This window comes from Yinghuangia sp. YIM S09857, from assembly GCF_051388915.1.
Classification (GTDB): domain Bacteria; phylum Actinomycetota; class Actinomycetes; order Streptomycetales; family Streptomycetaceae; genus Yinghuangia.
Genome location: NZ_JBPKBH010000007.1, coordinates 386,171 through 407,087 on the forward strand (window position 1 = coordinate 386,171; position 20,917 = coordinate 407,087).

Here is a 20,917-nt window from a genome sequence, read left to right on the forward strand (position 1 = left end):
CTGTCCTCGGCCCGACCGGATGACGTGCCTCGGCCGGATCCGGTGCCGTTCCCTGTTCCTGTTCCGTCTCCTCCGGCCCGCCCCGGCCCCCGCCCGCACCGGTACCCACTCCGCTTCCGGCACCGCGCGCGCGGCGGACCGCCCCTAGCGGACCTGCGCCTGCACGTACCCCACCCACTGTGCCGTGAACTCCGCCGGCGAGATCCGCAGGACCGACACGAACGCGCTGGTGAGGCGGCTCTTCTGATCCGGCGGCCCGACCCCGGGCGGCGGCGCCTCGCCGACCGCCCGGTAGAGCTCGACCAGTTTCTCCTGCCCCCACCGCTCGGCGATCATCCGGCAGGCCAGCCAGCCCATCTCGTACGCCTGCGGCAGCGCCTCCTGCGTCGTCTCGAACTGCTCGTCCGTCGGCAGCGCCTGCGGTACCCGCCCCTCGCGCACGTCGCGCCGCAGCTCCGGAGCGGCGCTGCGGATGGTCTGGCCCGAGTTGAGGTACCCCACGTAGTCCGCGAAGCCTTCGGACAACCACGTGGGCGTCCAGTTGCGGGTGAACGCACGGCTCGCCACATGGGTGATCTCGTGCGTCATGACCACACGCCGCTCGACCGCGCCGAGATCGCGGAACGCGTCCGGGTTGACGATGACCCGGTCCGCCGCCGCCGAATCCGCGTCGGCGCCGCGCTCGCCGGTCGTGACGGCCGCGATGCGCGCGTACTTCTGCGGCTCGGCGCCCAGCAGGCGGGCCATCTGCTCCTGGTTCGCCGGGACGATCACGACGGCCTTCCCGGCCCACACTCGGCCCCAGACCTTGTGTACGTCGGGCACCGCGTCGTCCATGTCCTTCTGATAGGACCGCAGGTCGTTCTTGTCCCCGACACCGAGGACGATTCCGGAGTCGCCGCTCAGCACGGTGACCGGGCCGAGGTCCCAGACCTGCACCGCGCCGCGCATGCCGCTGTCGGCGCCGTCGGAGTCGGCCGCGATCAGCCAAGCGCCGTCGCGGAGCACGAAGGTGAGGTACTGCGGGCTGCGCACCGGCGCGCTGTCGAAGCCGTCGATGCGGTACAGCAGGTCCACCTGCGCGGTGAACACCGTGGCGCCCGCGAAGGACGCGAGGCGCTGGTCCGGAAGGGTGAAGGCGTCGGCGGCGACGAGCTCGTAGTCCCAGGACGCGAACGGGATCTGCGCCGCGTTGTCGAACGCGACGGCCTGTGCGTCGTGGAAGGGTTTCGCGGCCGGGTCGATCGTCGCGAGGTAGGCCGCGCGGTCGTGCGCGCGCACCGCGGTCGCGCGGCGTTCCAGCAGCCGGGCGATCGCCTCGTTGCGGGGGTCGGTGTGCTTCTCCTGGCCCGCCGGGAGGTCGGCGGCCCGGAGGGGCAGGGTCGGGCTCGTACCGGGAGCGGGCCTGCCGCTCGAACCGTCCGAGCCCAGGCCGACGATTCCCAGGGCGATTCCGGCGGATATCGCGACGCACACTGCCGCGAAAACCAGGAGCCACCGCGGGATCCGTCGCGCCCTAGGGCTCCGGTCGTCCACGGACCGATCGTACGAGACGGCGAACCGCGGCACCCGCCGAGTGCCGCGCACGGGGGAACGGCCGGGTGCGGGGAGCGGGCGGCACGGGCCGCGGCGGCGCTGTTCGGCGTCCCCGGTTCCGAGCTCAGGCCCGGGCGCCGGGCCGGGCTCTGGTCCGGGCGCCGTCGGGCGGTTGCTCCGGTCGGCGCCCGGGCGGCGCGGTCACGGGTGGGTCAGGACGGGCGGACGACCTTGACGACCGTCATCGAGTGCAGCGGCGCGTACCGCACGTTGGTGCCGGGCTTGGGAGCGTGGATGATCTGGCCGCCGCCCGCGTAGATGCCGACGTGCGACATGCCGCTGTAGTAGATCACCAGGTCGCCGGGCTGGATCTGGTCGACCGGGACGCTGCGCCCGGCACCGGCCTGCGCCTGCGACGTGCGCGGCAACGAGACCCCGGCCTGCTTCCAGGCCCAGCCCGTGAGGCCGGAGCAGTCGAAGGAGTTGGGCCCTGTGGCGCCGTACACGTACGGCTTGCCGATCTTGGACGCGGCGGCCGCGACGGCGGCACCGGCGCGCCCGCTGACCGGGACGGTGACCTTGGGGGTCTCGGTCGCCGGCTTGGTGGTGCTCGGGGACGGCTTGGCCGAGGTCGGCGGGGTGCGCGTGTCGTCGCGCGAGGCGCGGTCGTCCGCCTCGTTCGCCTCGCCGTGGCCCTCCTCGGCGAGGATCGCGGCGCGCTCGGCCTCGGTCAGCGTGTTGAGCAGGGCCTGCGCCTGCTGGAGCTTCTTCTCGACCTCGGCCTTCTTGGCCGACAGGTTCTTGCGGGTGTCCTCAAGCTCCCCGAGCTTCGTGGACGCCTCGGCGCGCTCCTGGTCGAGGGTGCGCTTCTTGGCCTGGATCTGCTCGATCGACGCGGCCTGCTGCGCGGTGATCTGGCCGAGCGCGGCGGCCTTGCTCAGGTACTCGTCGGGCTTCTCGGACAGCATCAGCTGGAGCGTGGGGTCCATGCCGGCGTTGCGGTACTGCGCGCTGGCGATCACCCCCATGGTGCTCTGGAGCGTCACGAGGTCTGACTGCTCCTGGGCGATCCGCTCCTGGATCTGCGAGACCTGGCCCTGCAACAGCTCGGTCTTCTCCTGGAAGCCGTTCAGCTCCTCGGTGGCGACCTCTGCCTGGTGGGTCAACTCGTTGATCTGGGCCTTGACCTGGTCCTTGGAGGGGGCCGGGTCGGCCTGGGACATGCCCGGGGAAAGTGCCACGGCGGTGGCGGCGGCGGCGGTGAGCACGCCGACGCGCGTTTTGCTGGGCTTCTTCGGCCGTCGGTGGGACGCCACGTGGGCGAACTCCTTCTTCCTACGCCCGCCTACCGGGTGAGCTGACGGGTTCGGGCCGGAAGACACGCCCTACGACACCGACTTCGTGTCGATTCACCCCACGGGGATTGGTTCCCCGGCTCCGACTCGACCTCTCGGCCTCACCGGACTCGGCGGGAGTCCCCGCCCGCCGCCCTGGCTGGGCGATCGACATTGCGGGTACTCAGCCCGAGAGATTAGTGAACCGAGCTTGATCGGTTCAAATCAATCGCCGAAGTTTTACGAGAGAACTCGCGATTAACGCTTCCGGCTCCACCGAACGTGATCAGAGAGCGACCATCTGTTCATACTTTCGCGGCGGTTTGCGGCGTTGCGCGGGGGGCCCGGCGGCCGCCGGACGCGGCTCCGGCGGCACCGGTTTCGGCGGGTCTTCGTGCAGGTCAGGGACGTATCGCAGGGGCTTGCTCAGGCCCACGTCGGCGAGCAGGGCTATCCGGTCGACCGTTTCCGGGGAGAGCTCCAGGCAGCCGGTAATTCCGGAATTCCGCCCTACGGGCGAATCACCCGTATCGGTGTCGTTACGGAGCTTTGTGGGATATCCCACATCGACCACGGCGTGTCGGCACACCGGAACCGACTCGTTGGATTTCGATGAATCGGGCGAAAAGTCCGATTTATCGTCGAGAATTTGGGTGACCACACAATCAGCACACGCCGGACCCCGGGCACGGCACGTACGGCAGCAGACCCGCATGGTCGTCCACCTCTTCCGTTGCGTTCCGATGGAGCTGTGACGGAGCGGTTGCTCCTGGAACACACGGTAGGGACGGGCACTGACACAACGTCACATGTCAACCACGGCGGTCGAGATGGGACGCATCGCACGCCCCGGCATCGGACGTGGCACGGGATGCGGCATGGGACGTCGGGCGGGACGCGGCGCCGCCCGGGGGTCAGCCGCGGGCGAGGCGGCGCAGCAGCATGGTCGACGGCACCGGGCGCGCACCGGCCCGCCGCACGCCGTCGGCGACCTCGCGGTCCGAGGAGACGACGATCACCGGACGGCCGGGTGGTTCGGCGCGCACCAGACGGCGGATGAGCTCGTCGGCGGTCTCCCCCGCCTTGCTGAACCGCACGCGGACGCCGCGCGGCGGAGCGAGCAGCACGGGAGCGTCCAACTGCGCGCCGTCGAACACACAGGTGACCTCGGCCCCGGTCTGCGCGGCGATCACCGCGAGGCCCCCGAGCAGGCGTACGCGCTGCTCCGAAAGGGCGAGGGACGGGTAACCCGTTTTGGTGACGTTGTAGCCGTCGATGACGAGATGCGCCTGCGGCAGGCTCAGCAACTGGTCGAGAAGCGCCGGGTCGTCGCCCTCCAGGGCGCGCTTGGCGATGTCCTTTGGGCTCGCACCCTCGGGCGCGACGGCGTCGACCGTGTCCGCGGGGCGGATGCCGACCGGGGGCAGGGCGAGTTCGCGGCGCAGCCCCTGGGCGGCCTCCAGCACGGTGTCGAGCAGCAGGCGTACGCGCGTGTCCTCCATGCTGCGGCCTTCACGCGCGGCCCGGCGGCTCGCCTCCAACGCCGACTCCGCCTCGGAGACCCGGCCGCGCAGGCGACGCGTCTCCTTGTCGGCGGCGGCAATCGCCGTCTGCGCCTCGGCGCGTACGGTCTCCAACTCCGCCTGGGCGCGCTTCGCCTCCTTCTCGGCATGCTTGGCGCCGCCCTGGAGCCCGCGCACCTGTCTGCGCAAGTGCTCGGCCTCCTTGCGGGCTTCCTCCAGATCCGCCCGCAACTTCTCCTGCTCGGCCCGCGCTGCGGCGCGCAGCGTGCCCAACTCGGACTCCAACCGCTCCACCACGGCGGCGGCCTCGGCCCCGGCCCGGTCCTGAGCGGCGCGCTCCGCGGCCTGTCCGGCCGTGTCCAGCAACGCCACCCACCCGGGCGGCCGCAGCAGATACGCGGCGGCGGCCACATCGAGCGGATCGGCGGCGGCCGGCGGACGCCCCGCATCGAGAGCCGCCGCAAGATCCGGCAACCCCCTCCGCAGACGCTCCGCTATCCGTTGCCGGAACACCGGGTCGTTCTCCAGCACCCCGGCCAGCGGGGTCGCCGCGAGCTTCGCCCGACGCGAGGGGGTGAACCGAGCAAACTGCCGCAACGGAACGGGGATCTCGTCCACCGTCATGGCCCCGAGCCCATCCGCCGCCAACGCGATAACCCGCTGCCGAACCCCGTCCGGCAAAGGCCCCCGAGGCGCAACCTCCCGCGTGTCGGACTCCGCCCCGGCCCCCTCTCGCGAGGCAGCCGCGTCGCCACCGGCGTGTGCGGCACCGACGTCGCCACCCATTGGACTTCCCTCGCCGCGCCCTTCCAGGGCCCCGGCGGGCGAGTCGGGCACGTTGGATGCGGATTCGGAGGACCGCCCGGGCTCGTCCGCCTGTGCGCGCGACGCGGTTGCACCGTCGCCGTCGCCTCGCGAGTCGGCGACAGAGCGCCCGGGACTCGCCTCGCCCCGCGATCCGTCCGCAGGTTCGGTGGGTGCGGCGTTCGCGCTGGGTGGGGTTGCCACGGGGGGAGTCGGCTCGTTCTTTGTGCCGTTTGCGTGGGGGGCGCCGTTCGGGGGTTCGGCGCCCAGGGGGGCGTGGCCGTTGCCTGTTGCTGAGGCGGCGGTCGCGTTGCGTACCGGCGGGGTGAAGGAACTCCACGTGCTCTCGGAGCCGTTGGATCCCAGGGCACCCGCGTGCGCGGCGACGACGAGTTCGTCTGCGGCGGCGACCGCCGGAGCGGCCAGTTGGTCCGCGCGCTCTCCGCTGATCGGTCTCGGCAGCTCGACCGCGGCCTCGGGCCGGTCCGCGTGCACCGGGACGGAGGCGTCCGCGTGTTCCCACGTCTGCTTGGCGGCCGCACCCGGCTTCGCGGGGCGCGCCTCCGCGGCACGTGCCCAGGAGTCGGCGGACTCGGGGGCGGACGTGCCGGAGCCGCGGGCAGCGTGGCCCGGCTCCGCGCGTGTGTCCGACTCGCCCACAGGTCCTCCGGTTCCGTATCGGCCCGGTCTCCCCGCCCCAGGCTGCTCGATTGTGCTCCTGATCATGGCCTGCCCACCCGGACAGCCGGACACGCCTCCCCGCGCCGATGCCGAACCGATGCACAATCCGCGTGCGCGGCCGTGCGCCGGTACCGGCTCCGGCCCGCCAGCGTGCCGTGTTCCGGACAAGCCCCGCCACCCCAAAACTGCCACATCCGGCGAGCGCACCGGTGCCGACGCGCAGTCAAGCGGCCCAGTCCGACATACCAACCCGGAGGTTGCACGTCGCGGGTCGGAACCGGTTTTCGGGCTCGAAGCCCGCGTACGCGGGCTCGGCGTCCCGTCGCGGAAGCCTTCGGGCCTGCGGCATCACCCGCGGCGGCCCGGCCGAGCCCGGCGGCACGGAGTCGCCCGCGGCTCGTACACCCGTTCGGCGGTACGCTCCGCGCCGAACTCGCACCGCGCTCCGGAACAGCGGCCGGCGCCCGGCGTGTCGGCGGGAGTGTCGGCAAATCCGCACGTGACGATGTGCCGCGTCGGAAACCGAAGCAGCGCAACGCCCGGACAAGTCGGCGGCATTGCTGCATTCCGCCTCATGACCGAGGCCTCTGCCGCGTCCGCACTACGCCTGGAGCGCCGCCCTGGGTCGCGGGCGTCCTGAAGGTCTCCTTGGACAGCCCCCGCACCGGAGAGCCGACGGGTGTTCGCCGTGCCTCGGCCGACTCGGGCCTCCGGCACCTTCCCTTCCCGCGCCCTCCCGCGACTCCCGGTCAAGCCCCCGGCGTCTCGCCGTCCTCGGCACCCGGACGGGGCACGAGTTGGACCGAATCGGTGGCGTTGCACCAGCGGCAGCGGACGGATTCGATCGTGTCCTCAAGGATCTCCCGCTCGTCGACACGCGGTTCGCCGGCGAGGTCGAGGTGGACGAACTCCACCGCCCGGGTCGTCCGGGTCACGTCGAACCGCGTCAGGTTGCCGCACAGCGAGCAGCGCCAACGGGTCGTCTCGCTGGGGGCCGGGACCGACATGCGTTTGTTCCTCTCCAAGGCTGTTCAGGGACCCGCACCACGCGCCCGGAGCCGTGCTGCGGACGGCCGTTCGGGAGGGGCGCCCGTGCCGGTGTCAGGGCGGATCCGTACCGTCCGTGGCATGAGCAGCCAGGTACCCGGCCCGTCCGCGCCACTCTCCGTGCCACAAACCGGGGCATGCGATGCGGCACCGCCGTGGTCCGGCGTGCCCGCGCGGGACAGTACCGAACCGGCGAGCGCGGTGCGAAACGCGTCCGGCCGCTGGGACCGCGGCACGCCCCTGGACCGCCAGGTGTTCGTGGTCGTCGACCTGGAGACCACCGGCCTGGACGCGGAGCGCGACCGCATCACCGAGATCGCCGCGGTGCGCCTGCGCGGCGGCGACGTGCTGGGCGAGTTCGCCACGCTGGTCGCCCCCGGCGTACCCGTCCCGGCGTTCATCACCGGGCTGACCGGGATATCGGACGCGATGCTCGCGGACGCCCCGCCGCTGCGCGAGGTGCTGCCCGCCTTCCACGACTTCGCCCGGGACGCCGTACTGGTCGCCCACAACGCGCCGTTCGACATCGGGTTCCTGCGCGCGGCCTGCGCGGCCTGCGGCGAGTCGTGGCCGCACCTTGTGGTGGTCGACACGCTGGAGCTCGCCCGCTCGCTGGTCTCGCGAGGCGAGGTCGCCAACTACAAACTGGCCACGCTCGCAGGCCTGTTCGAGTCCCCCGCGCCGTCTACGCACCGGGCCACCGCGGATGCCCGGGCGACCGCCCACATCCTGCGGGCGCTCATCGCGCGCCTGCGTCGCGCCGGAGTGCACGACCTGTCCGGTCTGCTTCGGTGCACCGGCCATCCGAGTGAACCTCAGGCGGTCTAGGGCGGTAGCCTGCCAGGCCAGGAACCGGGCATGACGTGACGATAGGGACATGCTGCTCCCCGTCCATGACGCCAACCCGGTGCGCCGCACCCCGGTGGTCACCTACGCGTTGATCGTCCTCAACGCGGTGATCTTCCTCGTGAGCCCGCTGTCCGGGTTCGGGAGCGGCGACATGGACCCCGAGGCGCGCGTGTGCGCCGAGAACGCCTACTACTACGAGTACGGCGCCATCCCGAGCGAACTCGTGGGCGGCGGCGGCATCGTCGACCCGCCCGACCTCGTGGCCACCGAGCGCGGCCCGATCCGCTGCACGACCGCCGCCGACCCCGACAAGATCCCGGCGCTGTCCGTGCTGTTCGCGATGTTCATGCACGGCGGCTGGGTGCACCTCATCGGCAACATGCTCTACCTGTACGTCTTCGGCAACAACGTCGAGGACCGCATGGGCCGCGGCCACTTCACGCTGTTCTACCTGGCCGCCGGCTACTTGGCGACGTACGGTTTCGCGCTGCTCAACCCCGGTTCGGCGCAGCCGCTGGTAGGCGCGTCGGGGGCGATCGCGGCGGTGCTCGGCGCGTACCTCTACCTGTATCCGAAGGCCCGCGTGACCAGCCTCGTCCCGCTGCTGCTGTTCCTACCGCTGCGCTTCCCCGCGTGGGCGGTGCTGGGGTTCTACTTCGTGCTCCAGTGGCTTTACTTCCAGGGCCTGGGCGTCAACGGCGACGCCGATGTCGCCTATTCGGCCCATCTCGTCGGCTTCGCCGCGGGGTTCCTGTACGCCTGGGCGCTCTACCATCGACGACGCGTCCCGCGTACGCCTCCCGGCACCCGCGCACCCGGCGTGCCCGAACCGCTTGTCCACGCTCTGCCGACCGCACCCGCGATCCCGCCCCCGCCGACCTATCCGCCGCCGGGGACCCCGTCGGGGCCGAACGGATGACCGGCGCCGGATAGGCTCGTACCCCCGCACCGAACGAGGAGAGGCCGCCGCTGTGATCACCGCGATCGTGCACGTCAAGGCAGCTGTCGACCGCATCCCCGAGATCGCCGAGGCGATCACCGCGATCGACGCGGTGAGCGAGGTGTACTCGGTGACGGGCGAGTTCGACCTGGTCGCCATGGTCCGGGTCCGCGAGCACGACGAGTTGGCGGACGTGATCCCCGGGCGCCTCAACAAGGTGCCGGGTGTCCTGCACACCGCCACGCACATCGCGTTCCGGACCTACTCGAAGCACGACCTGGAGGCCGCGTTCGCGATCGGCCTCGACGACGGCTTCTAGGCCGCGTCCTTCGGATTTCGGCGCCTGGTGGGCACCGGAGCCGGCATTCCCTGCTGAACGCCGCCCGCGCCCGGCCCGCCTCAGAGCCGCGCCGGGCCGCGCGGGTCCGACTCCGGCACGCAGCGTCCGCCGTCGGTGCGGTATGTCCACTTCGCCCCGCGCCGCACCAACTCCCGTACGGCGCCCACGAAGCGGTCCACGTGCTCGTCCGGCGTGCCGGCCCCGAAGCTGACCCGGATCGCGTTCAGGTTCTGCTCCCCCGAGGGCGCGTCGGGCGCCCCGCACTCGGTCGGCGCGTCCGCGCGCCCGCCGAGCAGGCGGCGTACCAGCGGGTGCGCGCAGAACAGCCCGTCGCGCACCCCGATCCCGTACTCCGCGGACAGCGCGGCGGCGAACCGCGAGCTGTTCCACCCCTCGACGACGAACGACAGCACCGAGACCCGGGCGGACTCGGGGCCGAAGAGGTCCAGCGTGCGCACCTCGGGGATCCCCGCGAGCCCCGCCCGCAGCCGGGCGAGCAGCGCGTCCTCGCGGGCGGCGAGCGCGTCGAGGCCGGCCTCGGAGAGCGCGCGGCACGCGGAGGCGATCGCGTACGCGCCGATCACGTTCGGCGAACCGGCCTCGTGGCGGGCCGGGCCGGTGTTCCACTCGACGGCGTCCGCGGTCACCGAGCGGCTGGCGCCGCCCCCGGCCAGGTACGGTTCGGCGTCCGCGAGCCAGTCGCCGCGCCCGGCGAGCACGCCGGCGCCGAACGGGGCGTACAGCTTGTGCCCCGAGAACGCGACCCAGTCCACGTCGAGTTCGGCGAGCGAGACGGCGTGGTGCGGGGCCAACTGCGCGGCGTCCAGAACGATGCGCGCGCCGTGCCGACGCGCGACCTGGGCCAGTTCGCGGACCGGGAACAGCTCGCCGGTGACGTTGGACGCGCCCGTCACGCACACCAGGCGCGGCCGGTCGCCCCCGTGTTCGTCCGCGTCGGCGGCGAGGGCTGCGTCGAGGCTCGCGACCGCCTCGGCGTGGCTCGACGGGGCCGCGAGGTGGGTGACGTCGGCGGTGCGCCGCCACGGCAGCAGCGCCGCGTGGTGCTCGGTCTCGAACACGAACACCCGGGTGGCGGACGGCAGTACGGACGCCAGCAGGTTGAGCGAGTCGGTCGTGCCCCGGGTGAACAGGACGACGTCGCCGACCCGGGTGCCGAGGTATTCGGCGACCGTCGTGCGGCTGCGCTCGTAGAGGTCGGTCGACAACTGCGACAGGTATCCGGCGCCGCGGTGCACGCTGCCGTAGTAGGGCAGGTAGGCGCTGACGTCGTCCCACACGCGCTGGAGGCAGGGGGCGCTGGCGGCGTAGTCGAGTGCGGCGTACTCCGCTTCGCCGCCGGTGACGAGCGGCACGCGCACGTCGCGGCCGACGACCGCGAGTGGCGCACAGGTGGAATTGGACGCGTCAGTCTCAGCGGGCGAAAGCGGCGAAACCGGGGCGAATGCGACGGCAGTCATGGCTGACTCTCCAGGGCTGGGGACCCCGGATGCCGTGGCTCATGGAGGTCCGCGCTTGCCGGAGCACCCTTGTGTCCGGCCTGGTCATCACCCGGGGCACCCCACCGCGGAGGAGGGTTGCCGGACAGCAAGCCGGGGCCAAAATGCTGTCGCTCGTGACCTGGGGGAATTATTACCCCACAGAAGCCGGTCTCTCAACACGGATATACAGCGTCTCGAAGTACGAGACAGCACTTCGTCAGTTATGAGACAGCGGGCGTCCCACCCGTGAGACGGGACGCCCGACACCGTCACCCGAACGAGCGCGTGGTCTCCACCCACCGGTCCAGAACCGCCTGTGCCTTGCCGGAGTCGATGGCGTCCGCCGCCCGCTCGATGCCCGACGCGAGTTGTTCGCTCAGCGGGCCCTCGCCGGGGCCGAGCGCGGCCAGCGCCGCCGCGGAGTTGAGCAGCACCGCGTCCCGCACGGGGCCTCGCTCCCCCGCCAGCAGTCGGCGCGCGACGTCCGCGTTGAACTCCGCGTCGCCGCCGCGCAGTGCCTCGATCGGCACCAGCTCGATGCCGAAGTCCCGCGGGTCGACGGCGTCTTCGTGCACCTCGCCCTCGCGGACGACCCACACCTTGGAGGTCGTCGTGATGGTCAGCTCGTCGAGGCCGTCGTCGCCCCGGAACACCAGCGCGGTCGTCCCGCGCCGCGCCAGCACCCCGGCCATCAGCGGCGCCATGCGCGCGTCCGCGACGCCGATCGCCGTGTACGGCGCACGCGCCGGATTCGTCAGCGGGCCCAGGATGTTGAACGTCGTCTGGACGCCCAACTCCCGTCGCGCCTGAGCCGCGTGCCGCAGCGCCGGGTGGAAGCGCTGCGCGAAGCACAGCGTCACCCCGGCCTCGACCGCGGTCTGCGCGACCTGCTCGGGCGTCAGGTCCAGCGATACCCCGAGCGCTTCGAGGACGTCCGCCGCACCGCTCGCGGACGACGCCGAACGGTTGCCGTGCTTGACCACGGTGGCCCCCGCGCCCGCGACGACGATCGCCGACATCGTGGAGATGTTGACGGTACGCGCGCGGTCGCCGCCGGTCCCGACGACGTCGACGATCGGCCCGGGGACCTCGATGGTCACCGCGTGCGCGTACATCGCCTCGACGAAACCGGTGACCTCGTCGACCGTCTCGCCCTTGGCGCGCAAGGCGACCACGAAGGCGGCGATCTGCACGGGAGTCGCCTCGCCGCTCATGATCTGGTCCATCGCCCACGCGGTGGTCCCCGCGTCCAGGTCCTCCCGGCGCATCAGGGCGGACAGGACGTCGGGCCAGGAACGTGCCTGCCCGGAGGTGGTGCTGTTCACCGCTACCGAGGCCGAGGCGCCCATGGTCCGCTCCCGCTGACGTGTCCGATCAGGTCGGACTCAGCGTAGCCGCGCCCGGCAACGGAATTGCGGCCTGTCCGTATGCCGACACCCGGCCGCGCACCGCCGCGCCACGCCCCCGGAAGAGCTACACCCCGGCGCGCGACGCCGCACGGTTGCGCAGTTGCTCGGCCGCCGACGCCGCGAGCGTCACCGGGTCGAGCGGGTGCGACACCACCGCGTCGGCCCGGCACCAGGTGGCGAGCCAGGCGTCCTGTGGACGGCCGACCAGCACCAGCACCGGCGGGCACCGGTAGATCTCGTCCTTGAGCTGGCGACAGATGCCCATGCCCCCGGCGGGGGTCGCCTCGCCGTCGAGGATCACGAGGTCCACACCGCCCTTGTCCAGCTTGGCGATGACGGCCGGCTCGGTGGCGCACTCGAAGTACTCCACCCGGGGTGCGTCCGCAGCGGGCCGGCGTCCGAGCGCGAGCATGACCTTCTGACGGGTGTTGCGGTCATCGCTGTATACAAGGACGGTCATGGTGTCGCCGCTGTGCGCCATTGCCACCTGCCCCGGTCTTCAAGACGGCCGATCACCCTGGTGTGATCCGCATTACAACACCGCGGATGCTACTCCTCCTGATTCACCGGCTCCAAGCTCTTGATCAAATCCACGGCCCTTGAACCCGCTTCCATGGCCCTTGATCACCGTTGAACAGACCTGAACATCCTTGATCAAAAGAAGCCGTCATGGGCGCCCGAGCAGAATCCACCCTTCCGCGTCACCGCCGAGCCGCTGCGCGAGCCCGGCCATGCGGGTGCGCTCGCGCGCGAGTTCGAGTGCCGTGACGCGCTGCGGGCGATCGGCGTACGTCGACCCGTCCGGCCCGGCGGCCACCGCCCACCCGTCCGGCGCGAGAATGCGCCCCGCCTCCGCGACCGCCGCGGCGTCCGGCAGGCGCAGGACATGACGCAGCATCAGCTGCCGCCCCTCGACGACCACCCCGGCCCCGGCGAGATCGGCGAGCACCGCGGAGTCGGCGCGCGCCGGGTCGAAGCTCTCCCCGACGACGACCAGCGTGCCGTCGTCGACGAGCGGCGGCTCCGGCTCCTCGCGCCTGCGCCGGAACAGCCTTCCGATACCTGCCTTGACCATGCCGCGAACGCTACCCGCATCCTCCGGCGTCCCTCGTTCGGCTTACTCGCCGCGCCCGAGTCGGAGATTCACCCTCGCTCTGATAGCACGTCAGAATCGCCCCCGCCGAGGTCCCGCACAGCTCCTTACTAGGCGCGATTGGCCGAATGGCGGACCTCGGGGAACACCACCGCGACTCAGACACGTTCGCCGAAGGATGCCCCCCGAAGCGCGGCCCGATCCGGCGACCGCAATAATGGCGGCCGTGGCGACAGCAACAGCAGTAGAAACCGGGCACGCACATGGGGCGGTCGACCGTCCCAACTTGGTCAGCATCGGCACGATCGTCTGGTTGGCGTCGGAGCTGATGTTCTTCGCGGCCCTCTTCGCGATGTACTTCACGATCCGGTCGGTCCAGGGACCCGAGATCTGGGAACAGGGCACGGAGATGCTCAACATCCCGTTCTCGTCGGTGAACACCACCATCCTGGTGCTCTCCTCGCTGACCTGCCAGCTCGGCGTCTTCGCCGCGGAACGCGGTGACGTCAAGAAGCTGCGCATGTGGTTCGTGATCACATTCGTGATGGGCGCGATCTTCATCGGCGGGCAGGTGATGGAGTACACCGAGCTGGTCAAGGAGAACCTGACGCTCTCCTCGTCGGCCTACGGCTCGGTCTTCTACCTGACCACGGGCTTCCACGGCATGCACGTGACGGGCGGCCTCATCGCCTTCCTGTTTGTCCTGGGCCGCACGTACGCGGCCAAGCGTTTCACCCACGAGCAGGCCACCAGCGCGATCGTCGTCTCGTACTACTGGCACTTCGTCGACGTGGTGTGGATCGGGCTTTTCGCCACGATCTACCTCATCAAGTAGAGACGCCGCACCCGGTCCCACTCGACAAAAACGACGAAACCAACCGAGGTTTTTGGTGAAGAAGCTCTCCGCACGACGACGCCATCCCCTGGCGGCGCTTGTCGTCCTACTCTTCGCGCTCGCGGCGACCGGGGGGCTGTACGCCGCGTTCGCGCCCGCCAAGAAGGCCCAGGCCGAGGATGCGCCCACCGCGCTGGCCAAGATCGAAGAGGGCAAGAAGCTCTACCTGAGCGGCTGTTCGAGCTGCCACGGCCTCAACGGCCAGGGCACCAGCGACGGCCCCTCCCTCGTCGGTGTGGGTCCGGCCGCGGTCGACTTCCAGGTCATGACCGGGCGCATGCCCATGCAGCAGCAGGGCCCGCAGGCGCCGCGCAAGCCGGTCGTCTACACCCAGGCGCAGGCCGACCTGCTCGGCATGTTCATCGGGTCGCTCGGTGCGGGTCCGGCGGTGCCGCGCGAGGAGGAGTACGCCCTCGACGGCGACATCCAGGAGGGCGGCGAGCTCTTCCGCACGAACTGCTCGCAGTGCCACAACTTCTCCGGTGAGGGCGGCGCGCTCCCCGAGGGCCGCTTCGCCCCCTCGCTGAAGGACGTCGATCCGAAGCACATCTACGAGGCCATGCTGACCGGCCCGCAGAACATGCCTTCGTTCCCCGACACGATCATGCCGCCGGAGCAGAAGAAGGCCATCGTCACCTACATCACCGGTGTGACGAAGGACGAGCCCAACCCGGGTGGCCTCGGTCTGGGCCGCCTCGGCCCGGTCTCCGAGGGTCTGTTCGTGTGGATCTTCGGGCTCGGCTTCCTGATCGCCGCCGCCATCTGGATCGCCGCTCGTACCCCCAAGGCCAGGACCAAGTGAGTAGCCACGAGGACATGTCAGAAGAGAAGCTGCCGGCGGCGCACGCCCCGGCCGGGGCTCTCGACCCGTTCGCCGACCCGGGTCTCCCGGAACACGAGCCGCGCCGCACCGACATCGACGAGAAGGCCGCCAAGCGCGCCGAACGCCAGGTGTCGCTGCTGTTCCTGATCTCGATGCTGGCGACGGTCGGCTTCATCGCCTCGTACGTCACCATCGACAAAGACAAGATCGTCGACATCTTCTTCTTCGGGAAGATCGGCGCGCTGAACATGGCGCTGGGCTGCACGCTCGGCGTCGCGCTGTTCTGCATCGGCGCGGGCGCGGTCCACTGGGCGCGCACGCTGATGACGGACGAGGAGATCGTCCAGGAGCGCCACGAGCTGGTCTCCGACCCGGAGGTCCGGGAAGCCGCCATCCGCGAGTTCCAGCAGGGCGCCGCGGACTCCGCCATCGGCCGCCGCCCGCTGATCCGCCGCACGATGATCGGCGCCATGGCTCTCGTCCCGCTGTCCGGCGTCGTGCTGCTGCGCGACCTCGGCCCGCTGCCCGGCACCAAGCTGCGCGAGACCTTCTGGGGCGAGAACAAGCGGCACGGCGTCAACAACGGCAACACGGTCATCATCAACGAGAACACCCACGAGCCGCTGCGCCCCGAGCACATCATCAAGGGCTCGCTGACGATGGGTAAGCCGAAGGGCCTCGACCAGGAGGTCGAGATCGACGGCCGGACCGTCATCAACGAGGACTACCTGTCGGAGATGGGCAAGGCCGCCATCCTGCTGGTGCGCCTGGAGCCGGACGAGATCAAGTCCCAGAAGCAGTTGGACTGGTCCCACGAGGGCATCGTGGCGTACTCCAAGATCTGCACCCATGTGGGCTGCCCGATCGGCCTGTACGAGCAGCAGACGCACCACCTGCTCTGCCCGTGCCACCAGTCCACGTTCGACCTCGCGGACGACGGCGCCGTGGTGTTCGGCCCGGCCGCCCGCTCGCTGCCGCAGTTGCAGATCACGGTCAACGCGGAGGGCTTCCTGGAGGCCATCGGCGACTTCCACGAACCGGTCGGCCCGAGCTTCTGGGAGCGTGGCTGATGGCATCGACGCACGGCACCAAGGCGGCGGAGGCTCCGGTCCCGGACAACGCCGCGACCAAGACCGCGGACTACTTCGACGAGCGCCTGGGCATCTACGGCGCCGCCAAGAAGAACCTGCGCAAGGTCTTCCCGGACCACTGGTCCTTCATGCTCGGCGAAATCGCGCTCTACAGCTTCATCATCATCCTGCTGACCGGCGTGTGGCTGACGCTGTTCTTCAAGCCGAGCATGAACGAGGTCGTCTACGACGGCTCGTACGTCCCGCTCCAGGGCATCCACATGTCCGAGGCCTACGCGTCGACGCTGGACATCAGCTTCGACATCCGCGGTGGCCTGGCGATAAGGCAGATCCACCACTGGGCCGCGCTGATCTTCGTGGCCTCGCTGTTCGTCCACATGTTCCGCATCTTCTTCACCGGCGCGTTCCGCAAGCCGCGTGAGATGAACTGGCTGTTCGGGTTCATCCTGCTGGTGCTCGCGATGGTGAACGGCTTCACCGGCTACTCGCTCCCGGACGACCTGCTGTCCGGTACGGGTCTGCGCATCGCGGAAGGCGTGGTCCTGGCGATCCCGCTGGTCGGCACGTACCTCCAGTTCTTCCTGTTCGGCGGGGAGTTCCCCGGCCACGACATCGTGCCGAGACTCTTCACGATCCACGTGCTGCTGGTCCCGGCGATCATGGTCGGCCTGCTGACCGTCCACCTGATCCTGGTCTTCTACCACAAGCACACGCAGTTCCCGGGTGCCGGGAAGACCGAGAAGAACGTGGTCGGCCTGCCGCTGCTGCCGGTCTACACCGCGAAGGCGGGCGGGTTCTTCTTCATCGTCTTCGGCATCACCGCGCTGCTGGGCGGGCTGGTGCAGATCAACCCGATCTGGTCGTACGGCCCGTACAACCCAGGACAGATCACCGCCGGCTCCCAACCGGACTGGTACATCGGCTTCCTCGAAGGCTCCCTGCGCATCATGCCCAACTGGGAGACCAACCTCTGGGGACACACGATCAGTTGGAACGTGCTGATCCCGTCGCTGGTCGTGCCGGGCGTGATGTTCACCTTCATCGCCGCGTACCCGTGGCTGGAGGCCTGGGTCACCGGTGACAAGCGCGAGCACCACCTGCTCGACCGCCCGCGCAACGTGCCGGTCCGCACCGGCCTCGGCGCCGCGTGGATCGCGATGTACCTGGTGCTGTGGATCGGTGGCGGCAACGACATCATCGCCACGCACTTCCATCTGTCGATCAACGCGATCACGTGGACCATGCGCGTGCTGTTCTTCGTCGCCCCGGTCGTCGCCTTCGTGGTGGCCCGCCGGATCGCGATGGCGTTGCAGCGCCGCGACCGCGACAAGGTCCTGCACGGCCGCGAGACCGGCATCATCAAGAAGCTGCCGCACGGCGAGTTCATCGAGGTGCACGAGCCCCTCGACGCCGAGAAGCGCCACTTCCTCACCGCGCACGAGCAGCCGGCCCCGGCCGAACTGCCGCCCGCGGTCGACGAGAACGGCGTCGCACGCAAGCTCAAGCCCGGCGAGAAGCTGCGGGTGCGCCTGTCGCGCTGGTACTTCGCCGAGCAGATCGAGAAGCCGACCGCGGAGGAGTACGAAGAGATCACCAGCGGCCACGGCCACCACTGATCCATCTGCTGACGCCACATCAGCGGGCCGAGGGCCCCACCGGAACTCCCGGTGGGGCCCTCGGCCTTTTGCGTGCCCGTACGCGCCCCCGGGCGGCCCGGTGAGCGACTTTCCGGCCGCCGCGTAACATCCGTGCTCCCTCCCGCGTGCATAGGACGTCAGCAGGCGCCAAGGGGACGGGTCACAGGATGCGGCAGGAATTGAGGGACGAGGGGACGGGGCACAGCGCGCCCCCCGGCACCGGCGCACGACCGGCCGCCGGGGACGCCGGGACCGTCGGGGACGCCGGGATGACCCGGGACCACCGCGGCACGGCCGGGGTCGCGGTCGGGGCGACCGCCGCCGCGGCCACCGCCCGTGCGGAGTTCGACGCGTTCTACGCCGCGACGGCCCGCCGCATGGTCGCGGCGGTGTACGCCCTGACCGGCAACCTGGCCGATGCCGAGGACGCGGTCCAGGAGGCGTACGCCCGGGCGTGGGCCAAGTGGGCCCGGCTCCGCGCCGAGGGCGACCCCGGCGGCTGGGTCCGGGTCGTCGCGCAACGCCTCGCGGTCAGTTCGTGGCGCAAGGCGCGGAACCGGCTGCGCGCCCACGTACGGGTCGGGACCCCGGCCTCCGTACCGGAGTTGGGGCCGGACCACGTGGCCCTGGTCGCGGCGCTCCAGAAGCTGCCGAAGGACCAGCGGCGCGTGATCGTCCTGTTCCACCTGTACGACCTGCCCGCCGACACCGTCGCCCGCGAGATCGGGTGCTCGGCGGGGGCGGTGCGGACCCGGCTGTTCCGGGCCAGGCAGGCACTTGCCGAACTCCTCGGCGAGGAGACCGGCGCCGCGGCCGAACCGACCGCCTCCGGCGCCCGCTGACGCCCCGTCACACCCGCACACGCACGCCCACACCGCACGCACGCAGCCGGGCCGCACGGCCCCGCAGGCCCGCGCATCGGCACGCAGACAGGGAGACCACGACCATGACCGACGAACTCGACCGCCGCCTCCGCGGCCTGGTCGACGACATCGAGCCCGCGGTGCTCATCGCACCGGCGAGCGACACCCGCGTCCGCGGGACCCGGCGCAAGTTGCGCCACCGGACGGCGGCCGGCGTCGCGGCCGCGGCCGCCGTCGGGGTGATCGCCACCGGATTGGCCGCGCTGGGCGGATCCGACGGCAGGGCCTCCGGAGAGGCGGCCGCGACGCCCGGGTCCAAGGCCGGGGGCGCGTGCCACTGGACGGCACAGGAGAACGCCGCCCCCGGTGCCCTACCGCAGACCGCCACGCCTTCCTCGAAAGCACCGACCCACGCCGGCGCAACGGCGTCCTCGGGCAGTCCCGCCGCGGTGGCCCCGCCCGCGGGCGGCCGTCCCGGCGTCCCGTTCGACACCCGCTTCCCGACCCTCGACTGCGACCCGCCCGCGGGCACCGTCGGGCCGCTGTCCCCCGCGGCGCTGCGCGCCGAGGACCTGCCCGCCGCGCCGAGCGCCTGGATCCAGGAGACCCGGGGAAGCACCGGGTCCTGGACGGGCACCGTCGAGGAGACCAGGCTCTCCCCCGGCGTCTTCTGCCTGAGCCGGTGGCCGGCTACCGGCGACGCGCCCGCCGCCGATCTCGTCGTCACCAGCTACCGGTTCGGGGACGCCGCGTCGCCCTCGGGGCACTTCAACGAGTTCATCGCGACGTTCGCCACCGAGGCGGAGGCCCAGGCCGCGGAGGCGCAGTTCGCCGCGGACGCCGCGTCCTGCCGGTCCCGTTACCCGCAGTCCTCACTGACCCAACTGGGCGCCACCGAGGGCAAGATGTGGAAGTGGGACCACGCCCCCGACTCGTACCGGGGCTACGAAGGTTACATCCGCTCCGGCAACACGATCGTCGTGCTCGGTCACCTGCAAGGCGTGGCCTCCGCCCCCGAGTTCACGCCGCAGATCCTGGAAACCGCGATCGACCGCGCCACGAGCTGACCGCCGCCGGCCGGCCCCGTACGCGGCGGCCCGGCATCCCGCCGGTCCGCCCCGCCGTCCGCCGGCACGCGGTCGACCCCTGCACCCACGGTGGGTGCAGGGGTCGACCGCGTGCCGGATGCGGCGCCGCGTCAGGCGGCCGCGGGCTCGGCCGTCGTCGTACCCGCGGCGCTCTGCCCGAGCCACTGGTCGAACGACATGTTCCATTCGCCGTAGCCGTTGCCGGACAACTCCATCGTCTTGCTGCTGCCGGTGTTCACCACGTTGACCACGTCGCCGACCGAGGCCACGCCGAAGAACCAGCGGGCGTTGTCGGTGCTCATGCCGACGCAGCCGTGGCTGACGTTGGCGCTGCCCTGAGAGCCCACCGACCAGGGCGCGGCGTGCAGGTACTCACCGCTCCACGTCACCCGGGTGGCCCAGTAGACGTCGAGCCGGTAACTCTCCGAACTCCCCTCCGCGATACCGACGGTGGTGCCGTCCATCAGGACGTGCTCCTCCTTGCCGAGGATCACCTTCGTCCCGGCGCGCGTGGTGAAGCCGGGCTTGCCGGTGGTCACCGGGACGGTGCGCAGCACCTCGCCGTTGCGCGTCACCGTCATCTGGTGGGCGCCCGAGTCGACCGTCGCGACGACCGCGTCGCCGATGGTGAAGTCGGTGACGCTGCCCGGCCCGCCGTACGCCCCGTCGCCCAGGGGCACGCCGAGCAGGTCGCTGGACACGGTCACCTTGGTGCCGGTGGGCCAGTAGTCCTTGGGGCGGAAGCGGACCGTCTTCTCGTCGACCCAGCCCCAGGCGCCTTCGACGGGGGTGCTGGCGGTGACGACGAGGCGCTTCTCGACCGCGGCGCGCGCGGCCGGGTCCTCGATCTTCCGGTCGAACTCGATGCTGATCGGCATGCCGATGCCGACCGTGCTGCCCTTCTCCGGCAGCACCTCCTTGGCCGACACGATGGCCGTGGGGGTGGCGGTGGTGAAGGTGGAGCTGCCGGTCGAGGTCAGGCCGTGGACGTCCACGGCGGTGGCCTGGACGGTGTACTTGGTGCCGTACAGGAGGGGCTTCTCGCTGTGCCACGAGGCGCCGCCGGGGCTCATGGCGCCGGGAACCGCCGTACCGTCCGCGGCCGTCAGGGTGACGCCGGACAGCACGCCGCCGCCGGAGCCGACGGTGACCACGCTCTCCGGGGGAACCGCGTCGCTGCCGTCCATCGGGGTCATGGTGAATCGGGCGGTGCTGACCGTGGGCTTCGGCGCCGGCTTGTCGTCGTCGGATCCGAACGTCGAACAGCCCCCGAGGGCCAGCATCGCCGCCGTCGTCAGGGCTATCGGCCGCAGCAAGCGCTGGGGGCCGCGGGAAACCGTGATGGCACGCACCCGGAACCTCCTGGATCAGGGGGCACTTTCCGATCAAGTCTCACCTGAATTGCTCAAAATGGATCGTTAATACCCCCATTCGGGGCATACAACGACGCGGGGGGGGGGCCCCA

At 71.2% G+C, this 20,917-nt stretch carries 19 protein-coding genes and 2 riboswitches; of the genes, 9 read left to right on the forward strand and 10 right to left on the reverse strand.

Annotated features, from left to right (window positions below):
- Positions 1–144: 144 nt before the first annotated feature.
- From ACRX5S_RS17990 to ACRX5S_RS18010, 5 genes are all read right to left on the reverse strand, one after another.
- Positions 145–1,536 carry a hypothetical protein gene (locus ACRX5S_RS17990; RefSeq protein WP_436773954.1) on the reverse strand — a complete coding sequence of 464 codons (1,392 nt, stop codon included), beginning with the start codon at positions 1,534–1,536 and terminating at the stop codon, positions 145–147.
- A gap of 212 nt (positions 1,537–1,748) precedes the next feature.
- Positions 1,749–2,852 carry an NlpC/P60 family protein gene (locus ACRX5S_RS17995; RefSeq protein ID WP_436773955.1) on the reverse strand — a complete coding sequence of 368 codons (1,104 nt, stop codon included), beginning with the start codon at positions 2,850–2,852 and terminating at the stop codon, positions 1,749–1,751.
- Between the two features lie 10 nt (positions 2,853–2,862).
- Positions 2,863–3,012, reverse strand: a riboswitch (cyclic di-AMP (ydaO/yuaA leader).
- Positions 3,013–3,156: 144 nt separating this feature from the next.
- Complete coding sequence (locus tag ACRX5S_RS18000; RefSeq protein WP_436773956.1) at positions 3,157–3,531, reverse strand: hypothetical protein; 375 nt, start codon at positions 3,529–3,531, stop codon at positions 3,157–3,159.
- 253 nt (positions 3,532–3,784) lie between these two features.
- Positions 3,785–5,179, reverse strand: a complete 1,395-nt coding sequence (locus ACRX5S_RS18005) for an NYN domain-containing protein (protein WP_436774063.1) — start codon at positions 5,177–5,179, stop codon at positions 3,785–3,787.
- A gap of 1,448 nt (positions 5,180–6,627) precedes the next feature.
- Positions 6,628–6,885 (reverse strand): hypothetical protein, encoded by a 258-nt coding sequence (locus ACRX5S_RS18010; protein WP_436773957.1) that lies wholly within the window; start codon positions 6,883–6,885, stop codon positions 6,628–6,630.
- Positions 6,886–7,006: 121 nt separating this feature from the next.
- Between ACRX5S_RS18010 and ACRX5S_RS18015 the strand changes: the two genes are divergently transcribed.
- Genes ACRX5S_RS18015 through ACRX5S_RS18025 form a run of 3 tightly spaced genes read left to right on the forward strand, consistent with a single transcriptional unit; the run spans position 7,007 to position 9,033 of the window.
- Positions 7,007–7,753, forward strand: a complete 747-nt coding sequence (locus ACRX5S_RS18015) for an exonuclease domain-containing protein (RefSeq protein WP_436773958.1) — start codon at positions 7,007–7,009, stop codon at positions 7,751–7,753.
- 49 nt (positions 7,754–7,802) lie between these two features.
- Positions 7,803–8,693 carry a rhomboid family intramembrane serine protease gene (locus ACRX5S_RS18020; protein ID WP_436773959.1) on the forward strand — a complete coding sequence of 297 codons (891 nt, stop codon included), beginning with the start codon at positions 7,803–7,805 and terminating at the stop codon, positions 8,691–8,693.
- Positions 8,694–8,745: 52 nt separating this feature from the next.
- Positions 8,746–9,033: an Lrp/AsnC family transcriptional regulator gene (locus ACRX5S_RS18025; RefSeq protein WP_358350797.1), complete on the forward strand. Its 288-nt coding sequence runs from the start codon at positions 8,746–8,748 to the stop codon at positions 9,031–9,033.
- An 80-nt stretch (positions 9,034–9,113) separates the two neighbouring features.
- On the opposite strand, the gene ACRX5S_RS18030 is transcribed toward ACRX5S_RS18025, so the two are convergent.
- The 4 genes from ACRX5S_RS18030 to ACRX5S_RS18045 form a co-directional block, all read right to left on the reverse strand.
- Positions 9,114–10,532 (reverse strand): aminotransferase class V-fold PLP-dependent enzyme, encoded by a 1,419-nt coding sequence (locus tag ACRX5S_RS18030; RefSeq protein WP_436773960.1) that lies wholly within the window; start codon positions 10,530–10,532, stop codon positions 9,114–9,116.
- A 46-nt stretch (positions 10,533–10,578) separates the two neighbouring features.
- Positions 10,579–10,693, reverse strand: a riboswitch (SAM riboswitch).
- Positions 10,694–10,822: 129 nt separating this feature from the next.
- Entirely contained in the window at positions 10,823–11,902 is a 1,080-nt protein-coding gene (gene trpD / locus ACRX5S_RS18035) for an anthranilate phosphoribosyltransferase (RefSeq protein ID WP_436773961.1), read from the reverse strand.
- A gap of 124 nt (positions 11,903–12,026) precedes the next feature.
- Entirely contained in the window at positions 12,027–12,422 is a 396-nt protein-coding gene (locus ACRX5S_RS18040) for a hypothetical protein (protein WP_436773962.1), read from the reverse strand.
- 207 nt (positions 12,423–12,629) lie between these two features.
- Positions 12,630–13,037 carry a hypothetical protein gene (locus tag ACRX5S_RS18045; protein ID WP_436773963.1) on the reverse strand — a complete coding sequence of 136 codons (408 nt, stop codon included), beginning with the start codon at positions 13,035–13,037 and terminating at the stop codon, positions 12,630–12,632.
- Positions 13,038–13,272: 235 nt separating this feature from the next.
- Between ACRX5S_RS18045 and ctaE the strand changes: the two genes are divergently transcribed.
- From ctaE to ACRX5S_RS18075, 6 genes are all read left to right on the forward strand, one after another.
- Positions 13,273–13,890: an aa3-type cytochrome oxidase subunit III gene (ctaE, locus tag ACRX5S_RS18050; RefSeq protein WP_358350831.1), complete on the forward strand. Its 618-nt coding sequence runs from the start codon at positions 13,273–13,275 to the stop codon at positions 13,888–13,890.
- Positions 13,891–13,945: 55 nt separating this feature from the next.
- Positions 13,946–14,752, forward strand: coding sequence for a cytochrome bc1 complex diheme cytochrome c subunit (gene qcrC / locus ACRX5S_RS18055; protein ID WP_436773964.1), 807 nt, complete (start codon positions 13,946–13,948; stop codon positions 14,750–14,752).
- A 14-nt stretch (positions 14,753–14,766) separates the two neighbouring features.
- The gene (gene qcrA / locus ACRX5S_RS18060) at positions 14,767–15,843 is read left to right on the forward strand and encodes a cytochrome bc1 complex Rieske iron-sulfur subunit (RefSeq protein WP_436773965.1); all 1,077 of its coding nucleotides are present in this window, start codon (positions 14,767–14,769) and stop codon (positions 15,841–15,843) included.
- Positions 15,843–17,480: a cytochrome bc1 complex cytochrome b subunit gene (gene qcrB, locus ACRX5S_RS18065; protein ID WP_436773966.1), complete on the forward strand. Its 1,638-nt coding sequence runs from the start codon at positions 15,843–15,845 to the stop codon at positions 17,478–17,480. The genes qcrA and qcrB overlap by 1 nt, the downstream gene beginning before the upstream one ends.
- A 290-nt stretch (positions 17,481–17,770) precedes the next feature.
- Entirely contained in the window at positions 17,771–18,343 is a 573-nt protein-coding gene (locus tag ACRX5S_RS18070) for a SigE family RNA polymerase sigma factor (protein WP_436773967.1), read from the forward strand.
- 104 nt (positions 18,344–18,447) lie between these two features.
- On the forward strand, positions 18,448–19,431 hold the full coding sequence (locus ACRX5S_RS18075) for a hypothetical protein (protein ID WP_436773968.1): 984 nt from the start codon (positions 18,448–18,450) through the stop codon (positions 19,429–19,431).
- A gap of 131 nt (positions 19,432–19,562) precedes the next feature.
- Here ACRX5S_RS18075 and ACRX5S_RS18080 read toward each other — a convergent pair whose 3' ends face one another.
- Positions 19,563–20,804 carry an Ig-like domain-containing protein gene (locus ACRX5S_RS18080; protein ID WP_436773969.1) on the reverse strand — a complete coding sequence of 414 codons (1,242 nt, stop codon included), beginning with the start codon at positions 20,802–20,804 and terminating at the stop codon, positions 19,563–19,565.
- Positions 20,805–20,917: the final 113 nt, after the last annotated feature.

Bases quoted from the DNA above. Each gene is read 5' to 3' on its own strand.
- ACRX5S_RS18030 (WP_436773960.1), bottom strand. From the start codon at position 10,532: ATGACTGCCGTCGCATTCGCCCCGGTTTCGCCGCTTTCGCCCGCTGAG.
- ACRX5S_RS18040 (WP_436773962.1), bottom strand. From the start codon at position 12,422: ATGACCGTCCTTGTATACAGCGATGACCGCAACACCCGTCAGAAGGTC.
- ACRX5S_RS18075 (WP_436773968.1), top strand. From the start codon at position 18,448: ATGACCGACGAACTCGACCGCCGCCTCCGCGGCCTGGTCGACGACATC.
- qcrB (WP_436773966.1), top strand. From the start codon at position 15,843: ATGGCATCGACGCACGGCACCAAGGCGGCGGAGGCTCCGGTCCCGGAC.
- ACRX5S_RS18010 (WP_436773957.1), bottom strand. From the start codon at position 6,885: ATGTCGGTCCCGGCCCCCAGCGAGACGACCCGTTGGCGCTGCTCGCTG.
- ACRX5S_RS18015 (WP_436773958.1), top strand. From the start codon at position 7,007: ATGAGCAGCCAGGTACCCGGCCCGTCCGCGCCACTCTCCGTGCCACAA.
- ACRX5S_RS18070 (WP_436773967.1), top strand. From the start codon at position 17,771: ATGACCCGGGACCACCGCGGCACGGCCGGGGTCGCGGTCGGGGCGACC.
- trpD (WP_436773961.1), bottom strand. From the start codon at position 11,902: ATGGGCGCCTCGGCCTCGGTAGCGGTGAACAGCACCACCTCCGGGCAG.
- ACRX5S_RS18005 (WP_436774063.1), bottom strand. From the start codon at position 5,179: ATGGGTGGCGACGTCGGTGCCGCACACGCCGGTGGCGACGCGGCTGCC.
- ACRX5S_RS18020 (WP_436773959.1), top strand. From the start codon at position 7,803: ATGCTGCTCCCCGTCCATGACGCCAACCCGGTGCGCCGCACCCCGGTG.
- ctaE (WP_358350831.1), top strand. From the start codon at position 13,273: ATGGCGGCCGTGGCGACAGCAACAGCAGTAGAAACCGGGCACGCACAT.
- ACRX5S_RS18045 (WP_436773963.1), bottom strand. From the start codon at position 13,037: ATGGTCAAGGCAGGTATCGGAAGGCTGTTCCGGCGCAGGCGCGAGGAG.
- qcrA (WP_436773965.1), top strand. From the start codon at position 14,767: ATGTCAGAAGAGAAGCTGCCGGCGGCGCACGCCCCGGCCGGGGCTCTC.